Source organism: Trabulsiella odontotermitis (genome assembly GCF_001297775.1).
GTDB lineage: Bacteria > Pseudomonadota > Gammaproteobacteria > Enterobacterales > Enterobacteriaceae > Trabulsiella > Trabulsiella odontotermitis.
Genome location: NZ_LIFX01000004.1, coordinates 190,789 through 206,177 on the forward strand (window position 1 = coordinate 190,789; position 15,389 = coordinate 206,177).

A 15,389-nucleotide genomic window follows, 5' to 3' on the forward strand; every position below is an offset into this window, starting at 1 on the left:
CAATATCGAGAAATAGTAGCGACCGCTGCGAATGAGTCGTAATTGGTAATCATTAACGTTTACGGGTCCTTTCAGGCATCTCGCTCAATTACGGGGCGGCGGCCTCGCAGATTCTGGCGATGTATGACTTTTTTCAGGAGGTTGGTTGTTGTTTTGTTGTCACTGATAAATAGGGAGCGGAGATGGCTGTTTTGCTGAACAAATCAGATATGGCTTCCTCTCTCGGGATATCGGTGCAGGCTTTTGATAAATGGGGAGTTTTACCTGCACAACGCAAGGGCCGGGAGGTCCTCTACGATGTGAAATCTGTACTCGAAAACCGACTGACTCATCAGCAGCGGAAACAACAACCTGACGATGAAAATACGGATCACGACAAGCAACTTCTGCTGGCGCGCATTGCGCTGACCGAAGAGCAGGCAATTGGCCAGAAGCTTAAAAACGATCGGGACAGCCGCCGCGTAGTGGATACCGAGTTTTGTACCTTCGCGCTTAGCCGAATTGCCGGAGAAATTGCTTCTGTTCTTGATGCACTTCCCCTGTCAATACAACGGCGTTTTCCGGGAACGGAAGATCACCAACTTGCATTTATCAAAGCTGAAATTGCCAGAACAATGAATCTTGCCGCCGGTGTCGGGGAAAAACTACCGGGTATCCTTGATGAATATATCCGAATATCAGATGAGTAATATGGTCCGTTGCATTAGCGACGGGTTACGGGGGCTGGTTCGTCCTGTCCCGGTGAGTGTGGTTGAATGGGCTGACAAGCATTATTACCTCCCCAAAGAATCCTCCTACTAGGAGGGGCTCTGGAAAACATTGCCTTATCAGCGGGCGATCATGAACAGCATGGGGGCGGATTATATTCGTGTTGTGAATATCATCAAATCGGCCCGCGTCGGCTATTCCAAAATGTTGTTGGCCACCTTCGCATATTTCACCGAGCACAAGCAGAGAAACCAGCTTCTTTTTCTGCCTACCGAAACGGATGCGGCGAATTTCATGAAGTCCCACGTCGAACCGACAATTCGCGATGTTCCAGTGTTGCTGTCGCTGGCGCCATGGTTCGGTAAAAAACACCGCGATAATACCCTGGTCATGAAGAGGTACAGCCACGGCAAAATTTTCTGGTGCCTTGGCGGCAAGGCAGCAAAAAACTACCGCGAAAAATCTGTCGATGTCGTTGGTTATGATGAACTCGCATCGTTTGATGAAGATATTGAGAAAGAAGGTTCTCCCACATTCCTGGGTGATAAGCGTATTGAAGGCTCTGTCTGGCCGAAATCCATTCGCGGGTCGACACCAAAACTTCGTGGCTCATGTCAGATAGAGCGTGCAGCCAGTGAATCTGAGCATTTTATGCGGTTTCATGTCCGCTGCCCGCATTGCGGTGAAGAGCAATATTTAAAATTTGGGGATAAAGAAACCCCGTTTGGCTTTAAGTGGGAAGCGGATAACCCGGCCAGCGTTTTTTATCTTTGCGAACATAATGCCTGCGTGATCAAACAGCAGGAACTGGACTTCACCAGCGCCCGCTATATCTGCGAGCGTACCGGGATTTGGACGTATGACGGTTTAAGCTGGTTTTCATCCTCCGGCGCTGACATTGCCCCACCGGAAAGTGTCACTTTTCATATCTGGACGGCTTACAGTCCTTTCACCACCTGGGTGCAAATAGTCCGCGACTGGCTGAAAACGAAAGGGGACACAGGTAAGCGCAAAACCTTCATCAACACGACGTTAGGTGAGACGTGGGAGCCCACGATCGGCGAACGTCCGGACGCCGAGACGCTGGAAGCGCGTAAGGAACACTTCATCACAACTGTTCCGGATCGTGTCGCTTACCTTACTGCAGGAATTGACTCCCAACTGGACCGCTACGAATTGCGTGTCTGGGGATGGGGCCCGGGAGAAGAAAGCTGGCTTATCGACAGGCAGATCATCATGGGCCGTCATGATGATGAAGTCACGCTTCTCAGGGTCGATGAGGCGATCAATAAAGTCTATCCCCGGCGCAACGGTGTGGAAATGTCGATATCCCGCATCTGCTGGGATATCGGGGGTATTGATCCCACCATTGTTTATAAACGGTCGAAAAAACACGGTCTGTTCCGTGTCATTCCCGTCAAAGGGGCGTCGGTATACGGTAAACCGGTGGCGAACATGCCGCGCAAGCGTAACAAAAACGGCGTGTATCTGACGGAAGTGGGGACCGATACCGCGAAAGAGCAGATTTACAACCGTTTCACTCTGGTTGCTGAAGGTGATGAACCGCTCGCCGGTGCTGTGCATTTCCCCAATAACCCTGACATTTACGATCTGGCTGAGGCACAGCAACTGACCGCTGAAGAGCAGGTCGAAAAATGGGTTAACGGGCAACGAAAAATCCTCTGGGACAGTAAAAAGCGGCGTAACGAGGCGCTGGACTGCTTTGTCTACGCGCTGGCTGCGCTGCGGATCAGTATTTCCCGCTGGCAACTCAACCTTGATTCACTTCTGGTCAGTCTGCTGGAGGATGACGGCAATCCGAAAAATAACAAAACCCTGGCAGATTATGCCCGGGCTTTAGCCGGAGACGAATGATGGCGACACAGGCCGAACTGGACAGCGCCCGCACCGCGCTGCATGAACTGATGACGGGCAAGCGGGTGGCGACGGTGCAGAAAGACGGTCGCAGGGTGGAGTTTACTGCCACCTCTGTCACTGACCTGAAAAAATACATCTCCGATCTGGAAACACAAATCGGTATCACTCACAGGCGCCGGGGACCGGCAGGGTTCTATGTATGAAATCACCAGCGTTATTAGGTCCGGACGGGAAAACCTCTTTGCGGGAGTACGCCGGGTACCATGGCGGGGCTGGTGGGTTCGGCGGTCAGCTGCGCGCCTGGAATCCACCCAGCGAAAGTCCTGATGCGGCACTTCTGCCAAATTTTGTCCGCGGTAACGCCCGCGCTGACGATCTGGTAAGGAATAACGGTTATGCGGCAAATGCCGTGCAACTGCATCAGGATCATATTGTCGGCTCGTTTTTCCGCCTGAGCCATCGTCCCAGCTGGCGTTTTCTGGGGATTGGTGAGGAGGAAGCCCGGGCCTTTTCCCGGGAAGTGGAAGCGGCCTGGAAAGAGTTTGCTGAGGATGACTGCTGCTGCATTGATGTTGAGCGTAAACGCACCTTCACCATGATGATCCGTGAAGGCGTGGCGATGCATGCCTTTAACGGGGAATTATGTGCTCAGGCTACCTGGGACAGCAGCGCCAGCAGGCTGTTCAGAACGCAGTTCAAGATGGTCAGCCCGAAACGCATCAGTAACCCGAACAATTCCGGAGATTCACGCAACTGTCGCGCGGGTGTGGCTCTCGATAACGGTGGTGCGGCCATCGGCTACTACGTCAGCGAGGACGGTTATCCCGGCTGGTCGCCGCAGAGATGGACCTATATCCCGCGCGAACTGGCGGGTGGTCGCACGTCGTTCATTCATGTCTTTGAGCCGCTTGAGGATGGTCAGACCCGGGGCGCCAACGTGTTTTACAGCGTGATGGAGCAAATGAAAATGCTCGATACGCTGCAGAACACTCAGCTGCAGAGCGCGATCGTGAAAGCGATGTACGCCGCCACCATCGAGAGCGAGCTGGATACGAATACCGCGATGGACTTTATCCTCGGTTCTGACAATAAAGAACAGCAGAGCAGAATGACCGGCTGGCTGGGTGAAATGGCTTCGTATTACACCGCCGCGCCGGTACGACTCGGTGGCGCGAAAGTGCCGCACTTGCTGCCCGGTGATTCCCTGAACCTCCAGTCTGCTCAGGATACCGATAATGGCTATTCCGTCTTCGAGCAGTCGCTGCTGCGTTACATCGCTGCTGGTCTCGGTGTGTCGTATGAGCAACTGTCGCGCAATTATGCCCAGATGAGCTATTCCACCGCGCGGGCCAGCGCCAATGAGTCGTGGGCGTATTTCATGGGGCGCCGTAAGTTTATAGCCTCCCGGCAGGCATGCCAGATGTTTTTGTGCTGGCTTGAAGAGGCAATTGTTCGAAGGGTGGTCACGCTGCCATCCCGCGCCCGTTTCTCTTTTCAGGAAGCCCGAAGTGCCTGGGGCAACTGTGACTGGATTGGCTCTGGCCGCATGGCGATTGATGGTCTCAAGGAAGTGCAGGAAGCGGTCATGTTGATCGAGGCCGGGTTGAGCACCTACGAAAAAGAGTGCGCCAAACGAGGTGAGGATTATCAGGAGATTTTTGCCCAGCAGGTGCGCGAAACAATGGAACGACGGGCTGCCGGGTTAACGCCGCCAGCGTGGGCGGCTTCGGCCTTTGAATCAGGACTGAAAAACTCCACTAAGGAGGAGAAAGATGACGCACGAGCTGCGTAATCTCCCACATATTGCCAGTCTGGCCTTTAATGAGCCGCTGCTACTTGAACCCGCCTATGCGCGGGTTTTCTTTTGCGCGCTGGCGGGCCAGCTGGGAATAACCCGACTGACCGATACCCTGTCCGGCACCACGCTTAACAGCGAGCAGATTGCTGAGCCGATGGCGTTCTTTGGTGAAGATGACGAACCGGGGCCACGGCTGGCAAGAAGCTACCAGGTGACGAACGGGATTGCGGTGTTGCCGGTTACCGGCACGCTGGTGGGCAAAACCCGCAGCCTGCAGCCGTACTCCGGCATGACCGGATACAACGGCATTATCACGCGCCTCCAGCAGGCAGTCAGCGATCCTGGTGTCGACGGCATTCTGCTGGACATGGACACCCCCGGCGGCATGGTCTCGGGTGCTTTCGACTGTGCTGACCTGATTGCCCGCATGCGGGACATCAAACCGATCTGGGCGCTGGCAAATGATATGAACTGCAGCGCCGGACAGCTTATCGCCAGTGCTGCCTCTTACCGTCTGGTTACGCAAACGGCCAGAACCGGGTCAATTGGCGTGATGATGGCGCACAGCAACTACGGCGCGGCGCTGAAAACACAGGGGGTTGAGGTCACGCTGATTTACAGCGGCGATCACAAGGTCGACGGCAATCCGTACGAAAAGCTGCCGAAAGATATCCGCGCGGATTTTCAGGCGCGTATTGACGCCACCCGCCAGATGTTCGCTGAGAAAGTTGCAGGTTACACCAGCATGTCCGTCAGGGACGTGCTGGATACCGAAGCTGCGGTCTACAGCGGTGCGGAGTCGGTTGATGCCGGTCTGGCGGATGAACTTGTTATTAACACCGACGCGCTCAGTGTGATGCGCGATGCACTTGATAAACGACGTGAAACGATTACCGGAGGAAACATGAAAGGTACCACTGCATCCGCAGAAACAATTCCGGCGGCGGTCGCCGCTGTAACTGAGCCCGCCGCGACTGAGCCCGTTGTGACAGAGAATGTCACGACAGCAGCAACATCGGATATGGATGCCCGTATTTCAAAAGCAGTCAGTGAAGAAAATGCCCGCATTATGGGGATCCTGAACTGTGAAGAAGCCAGAGGGCGGGAAACACAGGCCCGGGCGCTGGCGGAAACACCGGGAATGACGGTGGAGAATGCACAACGCATTCTGGGGGCGGCTCCGCAGAGTGCCCAGATTCGTACGGATACTTCGCTGGACCGTCTGATGGAAAGTGCGCCCGGCGCGGTGGCGGCAGGAAACCCGGACTCAGATGCCGGGGATGATTTGATGAACACTCCCGTTTAAGAGGCTTTTATGGCAATCACAGAAGAGTTTAAGCATAACCAGCCGCTGGGCAACAGTGACCCGGCATTTACCGCAACCGGCCCGGGTGGTCTTGCTGCGGCAACACCGGCCATGACGCCGCTGATGCCTGACGCAACCTCCGGGAAACTGACGGTCTGGGACGGTGCGAAAGCTGGCACGGCTACCGGGGTGCTGGCGATCGCTGCTGACGAAAACAGCGTGCAACTGACGTTCTATAAAACCGGCTCATTCCGCTTTGAAGACGTGCTCTGGCCTGCTGCAGTGACAGATGAGGTCAAAAAACGTAACGCCTTTGCGGGCTCCGCCATCAGCATTGTGTAACCACACCGGCTGATCGCTATCTCTGTCCATACGGGTCGCCCTGGCGGCCCTTTTTTACGGGAAAAAATCTATGTCCATGTATACCACCGCTAAACTGCTGGCGGTTAATGAAAAGAAATTCAAGTTTGACCCGCTGTTTCTGCGGATTTTCTTTCGTGAGAGCTATCCGTTTACGACTGAGAAAGTCTATCTCTCGCAGATCCCCGGTCTGGTCAATATGGCGCTGTATGTCTCGCCAATCGTGTCCGGTAAGGTGATTCGCTCCCGCGGCGGCAGCACCTCTGAATTTACGCCGGGCTATGTGAAGCCTAAGCATGAGGTTAATGCGCAGATGACCCTGCGTCGTCTGCCGGATGAAGATCCACAAAATCTGGCGGACCCGGCCTATCGCCGTCGCCGAATCATCCTTCAGAACATGAAGGATGAAGAGCTGGCGATTGCACAGGTAGAGGAGAAACAGGCTGTTGCTGCTGTTCTCCAGGGCAAATACACCATGACGGGTGAGCAGTTTGCACCGGTTGAGGTGGATATGGGCCGTAATGCCGGTAACAACATTACGCAGGCAGGCGCGGCAGCCTGGTCAGGCCGTGATAAAGCGACATATGACCCGACCGATGACATTGAGGCGTATGCGCTCAGTGCCAGCGGGGTTGTGAACATTATCGTTTTCGACCCGAAAGGGTGGGCGCTGTTCCGTTCGTTTAAGGCAGTGAAGGAAAAACTGGATACCCGACGTGGATCTAACTCCGAGCTGGAAACTGCACTGAAGGACCTGGGCGAAGTCGTTTCCTATAAAGGCATGTACGGCGATGTGGCCATCGTGGTGTATTCCGGCCAGTTCATCGAAGACGATCAGAAGAAAAACTACCTTCCTGATTTAACGATGGTGCTGGGTAACACGCAGGCTCGCGGGATTCGTACCTACGGCTGTATTCAGGACGTGGACGCGCAGCGTGAAGGTATCAACGCCTCGGCGCGCTATCCAAAAAACTGGATCCAGACCGGTGACCCGGCTCGTGAATTCACAATGATCCAGTCAGCACCGCTGATGTTGCTCCCTGATCCGGATGCATTCGTGTCGGTGAAACTGGCGTAATTGCGGCCCTTCGGGGCCGTTTCTTTTTCTGGAGAGATAACCGATGGCAAAGAAAGAACTCATTGCGCGCCTGGAAGAACTGGGCGTACTGCTGAACCGCGAGGTAAGTACAACCGGATCAGAGGTGGAGCTGAAACTCCGTGTGACTGAACTGGAAGAAGAGCTGCAGGACGATACGTCTGACGCGGATCCTGATGACGATGCGGCAGCATCTGGTGAGGCTGGTGAGCAGACTCCAGTAACTGACGCTGGTGGTGAGTCTTCCCCGGCTGGTACTGGAACAGACACAAAACTGGTAACGACAGGCGAGCTGGTGACAGTTGAAACACGGGTGACGCTGCATATCGACGCTCTTCACGCGACAAAGAATGAGCGTCTCTCGATTGTTGAGCCTGATACCCCGATTCGGGTCTCTCCTGGCGATGCTGCCGATCTGATTGCTCAGGGGCTGGCAGCAGAATACTGACAGGAGGCGTCATGTCTGAATTCGATAATCTCTTCGACGCTGCTTTATCACGCGCCGACGACACTATCCGTGAGGTGATGGGAACCGAAGCCCGTGTCACATCAGGGGCTCAGACTGGCGCAGTTCTGTTCGGGGTATTCGACGATCCTGAGAATATTGGCTACGCAGGGGCTGGCGTCAGGGTGGAAGGTTCCAGCCCGACGCTGTTCGTCAAATCTGTCACCGTGAGTCTGTTAAAACGCCTGGATACGCTGACCATTTACGGGAAACCGTTCTGGGTCGATCGTGTCGGGCCGGATGACTGCGGCTCCTGCCATGTCTGGCTCGGGAATGGTGCGCCGCCAGAGAGCACCCGGCGCCGCTGAGGAAATGTTATGTCCATACAAGGTCTTGAGCAGGCAATCGCCAATCTGAACAGCATCAGCACAACTGCCGTTCCGCGGGCATCCGCCCAGGCGGTAAACCGTATTGCTAATCGTGCTGTCAGCCGGAGTGTCGCCATCGTGTCGAAAGACACCCGGGTTCCCCGGAAACTGGTGAAACAGCGAGCGAAAGTCCGCCGCGCTACCACCAAAAAACCGCGGGCGATGATCCGGGTGAACAGGGGCAACCTCCCGGCCATTAAGCTGGGTATAGCAAGTGTTCGTTTATCACGCCGAAAACGTGATACCCGGGGCGCTAACAGCGTGCTGCGCATTGGCCCGTTTCGTTTTCCCAATGCCTTCATCCAGAAACTGAAAAACGGGCGCTGGCATGTCATGCGCAGAACGGCAAAGCCGCGCTACCCGATTGAAGTCGTCAGCATTCCTCTTGCAGCACCGCTGACCACAGCGTTTAAGGATGAACTGCCAAAACTGATGGAAACCGATATGCCCAAAGAATTACGGGCTTCCCTTAAAAACCAACTCAGGCTGATTCTGACGCGATGAAACATAGTGATATTCGACTGGCGGTGCTCGATGCCCTTGAAGGGGTCATCGGGGGTGACGCCACCTTCTTTGACGGACGTCCCGTCGTGTTTGAAGAGAACGAATTCCCGGCGGTGGCGGTTTACCTCACCGATGCGGAGTATACCGGCGAAGAACTTGACGCCGATACCTGGCGGGCAACACTGCACATCGAAGTTTTTCTTCCTGCGCAGACACCAGATTCACATCTCGATGACTGGATGGAATCACGGGTGTATCCGGCGCTGGCGGATGTTCCTGCTCTGTCCGGTCTTCTCTCAATGATGGTTCAGCAGGGCTATGACTACCAGCGTGATGACGATATGGGGTTATGGAGTTCTGCCGACCTGAAATATTCGATCAGTTATGTAATGTGAGGACACTATGCCAACACCAAACCCGCTGGCACCTGTAAAAGGTGCCGGTACCACGTTCTGGATTTATGGCGGTTCAGGCGATCCTTTCGCTAATCCGCTGTCAGATGTCGACTGGACCCGACTGGCACAGGTGAAGGATTTAACCCCCGGCGAAATGACCGCGGATTCGGAAGACGACACCTACATCGATGATGAAAACGCCGACTGGACCAGCACCGCGCAGGGGCAGAAATCTGCCGGTGACACGTCGGTCACTTTGGGGTGGAAACCGGGCGAAGCCGGGCAGAAAGACCTGGTGAGCTGGTTCAATGACGGTACTGTCCGGGCGTACAAGATTAAATACCCCAATGGCACCGTGGATGTGTTCAAAGGCTGGCCGAGTAGCCTCGGCAAGACCATCACCTCGAAGGAAGTCATTACCCGCACGGTGAAAATCACCAACTCCGGGAAACCGAATCTGGCAGAAGAGAGTGGTGCACCGGTGATTGCGGTTACCGGCGTCACGCTCGATAAAACCACCGCGGCCGTCGCTGTTGGTGCCACCGTGACGTTAAACGTCTCCGTTCTGCCCGCCGGTGCATCGGATAAATCCTTCCGCGTGTCCACCTCAGACCCCGAAAAAGCCACAGCCAGCGTCAGCGGCAACATCGTCACGGTGACCGGCGTGGAAGCGGGCGTGGTGCCGGTGGTTGTGATGACGAACGACGGCAACTTTGTGGGCATCTGCGAAGTCACCGTTTCCTGATAAACGGGGCTCCGGCCCCGCCTCCCGGAGTACAGCATGTTTTTAAAAACCGATGAAATGACCCGTAACGGGCAGACCATTATTCTGTTCGAACTGTCCGCGCTGCAGCGCATCAGTCATCTTGAATATCTGAAAAACATCGAAGCGATCGAAGAGGGTGATTTTCAGAAAGCGATGGAGGTGACCGTGCAGACCGGTGCCTGGGTGGTCGCGATGTCTCTCTGGCAAGGGCATACCCTGAAAGGCACCCTCCCGGAAGGGGCGGTTGCGGAATACGTGAAAATTCAGCAGGAGGTGTTGTCCACCTGGCCGCTGGATTTAATCGCCGAAGCGGACTTCCGGGTGAAACAGCTCTCCGGCATGCTGCCGTCGCCTGATGAGGACGGCACCACAGACGATATTGCGATTGAAGCAGAAGCTGAACCGGTGTCTGCGGAAAAGTCCTTGCCAGTGAGCTGACCTTTGTCATGAAGCTGGCGCGTGAGTTCGGTCGCCCGGACTGGCGCACCATGCTGGCTGGCATGTCCTCCACAGAATACGGCGACTGGCATATTTTCTACCGGGACAACTACTTTCATGACGCGCAGCTTGATCTGCATTTTTCCGGGTTGCTCTACACCCTCTCAACGATGTTTTTCAGTGATCCTGAGCTTACACCCGGCTCTTTCAGCATTCTTTCCCCGACATCTGACACACTCCCGGACGACGCGCCGGATGACGATGTGCTGATGGCAAAAGCAGCAGGCATTACAGGAGGCGTTCGCTATGGCCCAGACGGCAGTCGGTGATCTGGTTGTTAACCTTGACGTCAATTCATCAAAGTTTACTGAGCAGGTCAGCTACGCTCAGCGGCAGCTGAAGCAAACCGGTGATGCTGCAAACGATGCGGCATTACGTATTCAGCAGTCGTTCAGCAGGCAGCAAAGCGCGGCGCAGAAGGCCGGAATATCCGTCGGTCAGTACACCGCGGCGATGCGGATGCTTCCGGCACAGTTTACCGACGTGGCCACCCAGCTCGCTGGTGGCCAGAGTCCGTGGCTTATCCTGCTCCAGCAGGGCGGTCAGATTAAGGATTCCTTCGGCGGGATCATCCCGACGTTCCGTGCCCTGACCAGTGCGATATCACCGCTGGTGGTTGGCTTCGGCGCGCTGGCGACGGCGACAGGTGCCGTTGTGTATGCCTGGTACCAGGGCTCCTCCACACTGTCTGATTTCAATAAAACGCTGGTGCTGTCAGGTAACAGCGCGGGGCTGACGGCTAACCGGATGCTGACACTGGCCCGCGCCGGGCAGAGTGCCGGTCTGACGTTTAATCAGTCCGGTGAAGCGCTGACGGCGCTGGTAAACGCGGGTGTTCTCGCCGGTGCGCGGTTTGATTACATGAGCCAGGCCGTGGCCCGCTTCACGCAGGCGTCCGGCCTGCCGCTGGACAAAGTTGCCGCAGCGTTCGGTAAGCTGACGAATGACCCGACGTCCGGCCTGATTGCGATGGCGCAGCAGTTCCATAACGTGACGGCAGAGCAGATTGCTTACGTCGCGCAGCTGCAGCGTTCCGGTAATGAAGCGGCGGCCCTGCAGGCGGCAAACGATGCCGCCACAACCGGGTTCAACACGCAGACCAAAAGCCTGCGCGACAACATGGGCACGATAGAGGCCGCGGCGGATTCCCTTAAGCGGGCGTTTAAATCCATGTGGGACGCGGCGCTGGATATCGGGCGACCGGACAGCGCGCAGGAAATGCTGAGCAAAGCGGAGGCCGCGTTCAGGCGGGCAGACCAGACGTGGGAGCTGGAAAAAAACGACCGCTTCATCAATGAAGAGGCGCGGGCCCGTTTCTGGAATGACCGTGAAACGGCCCGGCTGGCGCTGGATATGGCGCAGCAGCAGGCCGGAATAGCGAAAGCGAACGAGGCTAATGCAGAGAAGGAAGCTGCCGCGGAGTCCGACAGGCAGAAATATGCGGTTCAGGCACAGGCGAATTACGCGAAAACGCAGAGTGCGCTGGAGAAATACACGGCGCGGCAGAACGAGCTCAACAACGCGCTGAAAGAAGGGCGGATCCTCCAGGCTGACTACAACATCAACATGTCGGCGGCCAGAAAAGAGTACGAGGACACGCTCAAAAAGCCACAGGCAGTGAAAACCCCGGAGGGAACCCGCACCGCAGATACCGCGAGCGCGCAGACGCTGGAGCTGGAAACACAGCTGAGGACGCTGCAGGAGCACAGGAGTATCAACGATACCATCAGCCAGCAGCGCCAGAACCTGTGGCGCCAGCAGGCCCGCTTTACGGTGCTGGAGGACGCGGCAAAAACCCGCACGCTGAGTAACGAAGAAAAATCCCTGCTCGCCAGTAAAAACGAAGTGTTGTCCCGCGCCGAACTGAATGCCCGCCTGGGCGATCAGATTGTGGCGCAGGAGCGGCTCAACCGCCTGCAGGACTCCTCGCAGAAATACGTCACGCAGATGGGTGAGAAAACCCGTGCGCTGCTGGACAGCGCCGGAGCGGGTAGCCGGGAGACGCAACGGCGCAATGAAGAGGCGCAACTCCGTCAGGGCTGGATGAATGCGGGTGGCTCAGATGCCGATCAGGGTTATCAGAATGAGCTGGCCGCGCTGAAAAACTACTATGCCGCCCAGGATACCCTGCGTGGCGACTGGCTGTCCGGCGCGAAATCGGCCTGGGCGGATTACACCGACTCCGCGACCGATGCTTACGGTCAAATCCGGACGGCGGCAGCGACCGCGTTTGACGGGTTCTCGAAGAACCTCGGCGACATGCTGGTATCGGGAAAAACGAAGTGGGCCGATTTCACCCGCTCCACGCTGTCGATGCTGGCCCAAATCGCCATGAAGCAGGCGCTGGTCGGACTGGCTGGTTTCGCCTCCACGGCGTTCGGTTTTGCGGGTGGCGGGTTCACCGGATCCGGCGGGAAATATGAGCCTGCCGGGGTGGTTCACCGCGGTGAGTTCGTTTTTCACAAAGAAGCGACCAGCCGGATTGGTGTCAACAATCTCTACAGGATGATGCGCGGGTATGCGACGGGCGGGTATGTCGGTAATGCTACCGGCGGCGCGGCTTCCCCGTTCGGGGTGAGTGTCTATGCACCGGTGACGGTCAACAATGATCAGTCGGACAATGACGGGAAAAATACCGGCGATCAGATCGGTCGGGCGTATCAGCAGGTTATCAATAAATCCGTACAGGATGGCATTAAGCGGGAGACCCGCCCCGGCGGTCTTATCTGGAGTGCCAGCAATCGCAGGTGATTATTATGGCCGTTGAGGCATTTATCTGGCCGGTTCAGGCGGCTGGCCAGCCGACAACCAAAAGCAAGGACACCATTCGTAAAGCCCAGTTCGGCGACGGCTATGCGCAGGTGAGTGGCTCGGGTCTGCACGACGAAATGCTGACCTTTGATTATACCTTCCGCGGGCGGCCGGAGACCGGACTTGAAATTTATGCCTTCCTGCGCCGCCACAAAACAACGTCATTTTCTTTTGCACCGCCTTTCGGTGAGCTGGCGTTGTGGCGGGTACAGGCGGACAGCCTTCAGAAAGTCATTCTCGGTCAACGTGTGATGACCATTACCGCAACCTTTGAACAGGCATATGCACCATGAGTCTTAATGCTGATTACCAGAAACTGGAGCCGGGCAATACAGTCCGGCTGATTGAGGTGGACGGTACCGCATTCGGCGTATCGGATGTGATGTACTTCCATGCTTACAATATCCCGCATACGACGGAGGAGATTGAAGCGGCGGCTGGCGATGAAACAAAGCTGCAGGTGAAATCCCTCTGGTGGCAGGGGAATGAATACCGCGCGTGGCCCTGTCAGATTGAAGGGATTGAGGCATCGACTGACGGCTCAAGTGCGCAACCAAAACTGTCAGTGGCAAACCTGGACAGTTCTGTCACCGCGTTATGCCTGGCGTACGATGATTTGCTTCAGGCCAAAGTCGTTATTCATGACACGCTGGCGCAGTACCTGGATGCGAACAACTTCCCGGACGGTAATCCGGCGGCGGATCCGACGCAGGAAATCCGCCGGGTGTATTACATCGATGGCAAGGAGCTGGAGACGAACGAGGTGATTCAGTTTGTCCTCGCCAGCCCGATGGATCTGCAGGGACTGCTGCTCCCGACACGCCAGCTTCATTCTCTCTGCACCTGGTGTATCCGCAACAAATACCGTTCCGGTGATGGTTGTGATTATGCCGGGACGTTGTATTTCGACAAAAACAACAACCCGGTCAGCGATCCGTCGCTCGATGAGTGCAACGGTACGCTGACCGCCTGCAAACTGCGACACGGCGCTAATAACGAGCTGCCGTTTGGCGGGTTCCCCGGCACGTCGCTCATTAGGAGCTGATATGCGACAGAAAACCATTGATGCCATCATGGCGCATGCTGCTGCGGAATATCCGCGGGAATGCTGCGGCGTCATCACGCAAAAAAGCCGGGTTGAGCGGTATTTCCCCTGTCGTAACCTGGCACCGTCGCCGGAGGAACAGTTTCATCTTTCGCCGGAGGATTACGCCGCGGCAGAGGACCGGGGGACGGTGATCGCGATTGTTCACAGCCATCCTGACGCCACGACGCAACCGAGTGAGCTGGACAAGGCGCAGTGCGACGCGACGCTGTTACCCTGGCATATTGTCAGCTGGCCGGAAGGCGACCTGCGTACTATCCAGCCACGCGGCGAGCTGCCACTGCTGGAGCGTCCGTTCGTGCTCGGCCATTTCGACTGCTGGGGGCTGGTGATGAGTTACTTCCGGCAGACGCACGGCATTGAACTGACCGATTACCGGGTGGATTACCCGTGGTGGGAAGACCAGTATCCGGACAATTTTTACCGGGACTGCTGGTATGACTGTGGATTCCGGGAGTTCACCGGGTCGCCGATGCCGGGTGATCTGGTGATCATGCAGGTGCAGGCGAATAAGTGGAACCACGCCGGGGTTCTGCTGGAAGGCAATATGCTCCTGCATCACCTCTATGGTCATCTGAGCAAGCGCACGCCCTACGGTGGTTACTGGATGGACAGAACCATGAAAGTGGTGCGCTATAAATCATTCATCTGAGAGAGGGCTGACCTGTGCAGGAAGTCATGACACGTATCGAGCTCGGTGGTGTGCTCGGTAAAACCTTCGGCAGGGTGCATTATCGTTTGATCCGCACTACCGGCGAGGCGGTGAACGCACTTTCAAAAACCGTGGATGGCTTTGAAAAATACCTGAATTCGAGCCGTATGCGCGGGCTCACCTACGCCGTCTTTAAGGGCAAAAAGAATATCGGTATTGATGATTTGGGGTTTGCGGTTAACGGTGACGTTATCCGTATTGTCCCCGTGGTGATTGGCAGTAAAAAGGCAGGCCTGTTACAGACCATCCTTGGCGTTGTGCTGGTGGTCGTCTCTATCTGGATGCCCGGCCTGAGTATCGCGGCAAGTAACCTGCTGTTTTCTGCCGGTGCCGCGATGACGCTCGGCGGCGTTGTACAGATGCTCTCGCCGCAGCCCGGCGGCCTTGCCAGCAAACAGGATGCCGACAACCGCGCTTCCTATGCTTTCGGCGGGGTGACCAACACCACAGCCCAGGGTAATCCCGTTCCTCTGCTCTATGGTAAACGCCGCATTGGCGGGGCGATCATCTCAGCGGGTATTTACGTCGAAGACCAGCAATAAATCCTTTCGTTATTTCAATGGCCACCTGCGGGTGGTT

The 15,389-nt window shown here is 56.1% G+C and carries 17 protein-coding genes and 2 pseudogenes; all 19 read left to right on the top strand.

The window, feature by feature from the left end; all coding sequences use genetic code 11:
- Nucleotides 1-182 precede the first annotated feature (182 nt).
- The 19 genes and pseudogenes from AOY23_RS06525 (at nt 183) to AOY23_RS06615 (ending at nt 15,352) form a co-directional block, all read left to right on the top strand.
- Complete coding sequence (locus AOY23_RS06525) at nt 183-689, top strand: terminase small subunit (RefSeq protein WP_054178608.1); 507 nt, start codon at nt 183-185, stop codon at nt 687-689.
- Nucleotides 661-2,583: pseudogene (locus tag AOY23_RS06530) on the top strand (phage terminase large subunit family protein). The gene AOY23_RS06525 and the pseudogene AOY23_RS06530 overlap by 29 nt, the downstream one beginning before the upstream one ends.
- Nucleotides 2,583-2,789: a phage head-tail joining protein gene (locus tag AOY23_RS06535; protein WP_054178606.1), complete on the top strand. Its 207-nt coding sequence runs from the start codon at nt 2,583-2,585 to the stop codon at nt 2,787-2,789. The pseudogene AOY23_RS06530 and the gene AOY23_RS06535 overlap by 1 nt, the downstream one beginning before the upstream one ends.
- On the top strand, nt 2,786-4,378 hold the full coding sequence (locus AOY23_RS06540; protein ID WP_054178605.1) for a phage portal protein: 1,593 nt from the start codon (nt 2,786-2,788) through the stop codon (nt 4,376-4,378). Before AOY23_RS06535 ends, AOY23_RS06540 begins: the two co-directional genes overlap by 4 nt.
- Nucleotides 4,359-5,690, top strand: a complete 1,332-nt coding sequence (locus AOY23_RS06545) for a S49 family peptidase (protein ID WP_054178604.1) — start codon at nt 4,359-4,361, stop codon at nt 5,688-5,690. Before AOY23_RS06540 ends, AOY23_RS06545 begins: the two co-directional genes overlap by 20 nt.
- 9 nt (nt 5,691-5,699) lie before the next feature.
- On the top strand, nt 5,700-6,032 hold the full coding sequence (locus tag AOY23_RS06550; protein WP_054178603.1) for a head decoration protein: 333 nt from the start codon (nt 5,700-5,702) through the stop codon (nt 6,030-6,032).
- Nucleotides 6,033-6,102: 70 nt separating this feature from the next.
- Nucleotides 6,103-7,128, top strand: coding sequence for a major capsid protein (locus AOY23_RS06555; RefSeq protein WP_054178602.1), 1,026 nt, complete (start codon nt 6,103-6,105; stop codon nt 7,126-7,128).
- Nucleotides 7,129-7,171: 43 nt separating this feature from the next.
- Entirely contained in the window at nt 7,172-7,594 is a 423-nt protein-coding gene (gene gpFI / locus AOY23_RS06560; protein ID WP_054178601.1) for a DNA-packaging protein FI, read from the top strand.
- An 11-nt stretch (nt 7,595-7,605) separates the two neighbouring features.
- Complete coding sequence (locus tag AOY23_RS06565) at nt 7,606-7,959, top strand: head-tail joining protein (protein WP_054178600.1); 354 nt, start codon at nt 7,606-7,608, stop codon at nt 7,957-7,959.
- A 9-nt stretch (nt 7,960-7,968) separates the two neighbouring features.
- Complete coding sequence (locus AOY23_RS06570; protein ID WP_054178599.1) at nt 7,969-8,523, top strand: phage tail protein; 555 nt, start codon at nt 7,969-7,971, stop codon at nt 8,521-8,523.
- Entirely contained in the window at nt 8,520-8,918 is a 399-nt protein-coding gene (locus AOY23_RS06575; protein ID WP_054178598.1) for a phage minor tail U family protein, read from the top strand. The genes AOY23_RS06570 and AOY23_RS06575 overlap by 4 nt, the downstream gene beginning before the upstream one ends.
- Before the next feature lie 7 nt (nt 8,919-8,925).
- A complete protein-coding gene (locus AOY23_RS06580; RefSeq protein WP_054178597.1) occupies nt 8,926-9,663 on the top strand; it encodes a phage tail protein in 738 nt (245 codons plus the stop codon).
- A 36-nt stretch (nt 9,664-9,699) separates the two neighbouring features.
- Complete coding sequence (gpG, locus tag AOY23_RS06585) at nt 9,700-10,122, top strand: phage tail assembly chaperone G (protein ID WP_054178596.1); 423 nt, start codon at nt 9,700-9,702, stop codon at nt 10,120-10,122.
- 8 nt (nt 10,123-10,130) lie between these two features.
- A pseudogene (locus tag AOY23_RS06590) lies at nt 10,131-10,445 on the top strand (phage tail assembly protein T); the annotation flags it as partial.
- The gene (locus tag AOY23_RS06595) at nt 10,429-12,933 is read left to right on the top strand and encodes a phage tail tape measure protein (protein ID WP_054178594.1); all 2,505 of its coding nucleotides are present in this window, start codon (nt 10,429-10,431) and stop codon (nt 12,931-12,933) included. The pseudogene AOY23_RS06590 and the gene AOY23_RS06595, both read left to right, overlap by 17 nt.
- Before the next feature lie 5 nt (nt 12,934-12,938).
- Nucleotides 12,939-13,286 carry a phage tail protein gene (locus tag AOY23_RS06600; RefSeq protein WP_054178593.1) on the top strand — a complete coding sequence of 116 codons (348 nt, stop codon included), beginning with the start codon at nt 12,939-12,941 and terminating at the stop codon, nt 13,284-13,286.
- Entirely contained in the window at nt 13,283-14,038 is a 756-nt protein-coding gene (locus AOY23_RS06605; RefSeq protein WP_054178592.1) for a phage minor tail protein L, read from the top strand. Before AOY23_RS06600 ends, AOY23_RS06605 begins: the two co-directional genes overlap by 4 nt.
- A gap of 1 nt (nt 14,039) precedes the next feature.
- Nucleotides 14,040-14,750 carry a C40 family peptidase gene (locus AOY23_RS06610; protein ID WP_054178591.1) on the top strand — a complete coding sequence of 237 codons (711 nt, stop codon included), beginning with the start codon at nt 14,040-14,042 and terminating at the stop codon, nt 14,748-14,750.
- 14 nt (nt 14,751-14,764) lie between these two features.
- Nucleotides 14,765-15,352, top strand: coding sequence for a tail assembly protein (locus tag AOY23_RS06615; protein WP_072170937.1), 588 nt, complete (start codon nt 14,765-14,767; stop codon nt 15,350-15,352).
- The last annotated feature ends 37 nt before the right edge of the window (nt 15,353-15,389 follow it).

What these genes read in the sequence shown, in the direction of transcription:
- AOY23_RS06525 (WP_054178608.1), top strand. Translation starts at nt 183, where the DNA reads ATGGCTGTTTTGCTGAACAAATCAGATATGGCTTCCTCTCTCGGGATA.
- AOY23_RS06535 (WP_054178606.1), top strand. Translation starts at nt 2,583, where the DNA reads ATGGCGACACAGGCCGAACTGGACAGCGCCCGCACCGCGCTGCATGAA.
- AOY23_RS06540 (WP_054178605.1), top strand. Translation starts at nt 2,786, where the DNA reads ATGAAATCACCAGCGTTATTAGGTCCGGACGGGAAAACCTCTTTGCGG.
- AOY23_RS06545 (WP_054178604.1), top strand. Translation starts at nt 4,359, where the DNA reads ATGACGCACGAGCTGCGTAATCTCCCACATATTGCCAGTCTGGCCTTT.
- AOY23_RS06550 (WP_054178603.1), top strand. Translation starts at nt 5,700, where the DNA reads ATGGCAATCACAGAAGAGTTTAAGCATAACCAGCCGCTGGGCAACAGT.
- AOY23_RS06555 (WP_054178602.1), top strand. Translation starts at nt 6,103, where the DNA reads ATGTCCATGTATACCACCGCTAAACTGCTGGCGGTTAATGAAAAGAAA.
- gpFI (WP_054178601.1), top strand. Translation starts at nt 7,172, where the DNA reads ATGGCAAAGAAAGAACTCATTGCGCGCCTGGAAGAACTGGGCGTACTG.
- AOY23_RS06565 (WP_054178600.1), top strand. Translation starts at nt 7,606, where the DNA reads ATGTCTGAATTCGATAATCTCTTCGACGCTGCTTTATCACGCGCCGAC.
- AOY23_RS06570 (WP_054178599.1), top strand. Translation starts at nt 7,969, where the DNA reads ATGTCCATACAAGGTCTTGAGCAGGCAATCGCCAATCTGAACAGCATC.
- AOY23_RS06575 (WP_054178598.1), top strand. Translation starts at nt 8,520, where the DNA reads ATGAAACATAGTGATATTCGACTGGCGGTGCTCGATGCCCTTGAAGGG.
- AOY23_RS06580 (WP_054178597.1), top strand. Translation starts at nt 8,926, where the DNA reads ATGCCAACACCAAACCCGCTGGCACCTGTAAAAGGTGCCGGTACCACG.
- gpG (WP_054178596.1), top strand. Translation starts at nt 9,700, where the DNA reads ATGTTTTTAAAAACCGATGAAATGACCCGTAACGGGCAGACCATTATT.
- AOY23_RS06595 (WP_054178594.1), top strand. Translation starts at nt 10,429, where the DNA reads ATGGCCCAGACGGCAGTCGGTGATCTGGTTGTTAACCTTGACGTCAAT.
- AOY23_RS06600 (WP_054178593.1), top strand. Translation starts at nt 12,939, where the DNA reads ATGGCCGTTGAGGCATTTATCTGGCCGGTTCAGGCGGCTGGCCAGCCG.
- AOY23_RS06605 (WP_054178592.1), top strand. Translation starts at nt 13,283, where the DNA reads ATGAGTCTTAATGCTGATTACCAGAAACTGGAGCCGGGCAATACAGTC.
- AOY23_RS06610 (WP_054178591.1), top strand. Translation starts at nt 14,040, where the DNA reads ATGCGACAGAAAACCATTGATGCCATCATGGCGCATGCTGCTGCGGAA.